The following is a 1270-nucleotide window of genomic DNA, read 5'->3' as shown; positions in this document are numbered from 1 at the left end:
CACAGAGCTTGCGTGACTGTGCATCATACCGTAAGTAATAATGGCAGAGACCGTTTGTGTTCTACCCAAGTCATCTAAACTGTCAAAGTAAGTTTGAGCGCGTGCTGTTTTTGCTTTTTGCGCGGCAGCTACCGTTTGCTTAAAACCATTTTCAAAAATTGGGACATTCTGATTAACCGTTGTGTAGTTTTGCGGGTACTTTGTCAGATCAAATGGCAAGTTGGCAAGATCACTGTTTGTCTGCGCAGTCTCAGTAGTCCTCGTCGATGTAGCAGAGGAAGCAGCGGATTTGGTTGTACTTGATTGACTTGTGTTCGATCCTTGAGCGGCTGAACAACCACTGATACTAATTGCTAATACTGTACTGAGGGCTAAAAACCATTTTGTTGTTAATTTCATATTGAAGTCCTTTCTGATTCGTTGTGGTGGCCTTGCTGAGCAAATAACGCTCAGTAAGGCTTAGTTTGCGTAGGGGCGGCGGGCCCTAGGCCGACCCGCACGCCCCGGCAACGTCTTGTCGTTTAAGGATAGGTAACTGGCAAGTTCAGTCTGTACCTAAACCCCATTGGTTGCCGGTCGCCAGCTATCGTGCAGATCATGCAAGAGTTGTGCATAAAACTTGTGGCGTGCCGCCACGCGGGCAAGCCCGCAGGTGCCTTTCTACTGCCGGTTTTTGCCTGGCTTTGATTTCGCATTCAACCAGCAACAAAGCCGCTAAGGAACAAGTTCCTAAGCAGCTCTAGCAGAAAAAACAAGGGCCGGACAAAATTTTGTTCCGCAAAGATCACTCCACAAATTTTTGTCACTTTCGCTACGCTCACCCTTGCGTTTTCTGCCGTAGCTGGTGTGCCTGTTACATCAAAGGCGGCTTCAAAAAACCGCCGGTAGAAAGGGTGTCGACCATGAAAAAATTACCATTTTACCTGCCAATGATTGAAGACGATGAGGAGAGTGTTTTTGACAGTTGGCCAAACGGACAAAGAAACCAAGATAAATTGAGTGAGGGTTTACGTCCTTACATTCAAGAAATTGCTGTTAAAAGTCAAACGACCAGTCAAATTGAGAGAGACCGATACGGCAACCAACGCCTAGCCTTTTATGCCAACGGTTGCGAAACACTTTATTACGTTACCGAAGACTTCCTACTTACGCCTAATCAAGATCACGATGAAAAGAAGCTGTTAGTGACAGCGCTCATGCTAGGTGATAGCAAACTGACGGCGGTTGTATCTGACCAGTTACTAAGTCAACTTTCTCCGAAGACACGATC

1 protein-coding gene and 1 pseudogene are annotated in these 1270 nt (G+C 46.4%); one reads left to right on the top strand and one right to left on the bottom strand.

Translation table 11 applies throughout. The features are described from left to right. Positions 1-399, bottom strand: a pseudogene (locus tag ACWPAB_RS15295) (DNA/RNA non-specific endonuclease); the annotation flags it as partial. Positions 400-902: 503 nt separating this feature from the next. On the opposite strand from ACWPAB_RS15295, the gene ACWPAB_RS15290 reads away from it, so the two are divergent. Next, the coding region (locus ACWPAB_RS15290) for a hypothetical protein (RefSeq protein ID WP_455692709.1) at positions 903-1270 on the top strand (368 nt) is incomplete at its 3' end.

The sequence above is a fragment of the Lacticaseibacillus sp. 30 genome (assembly GCF_053819265.1).
This window is presented reverse-complemented; position numbering and strand designations above follow the sequence as displayed.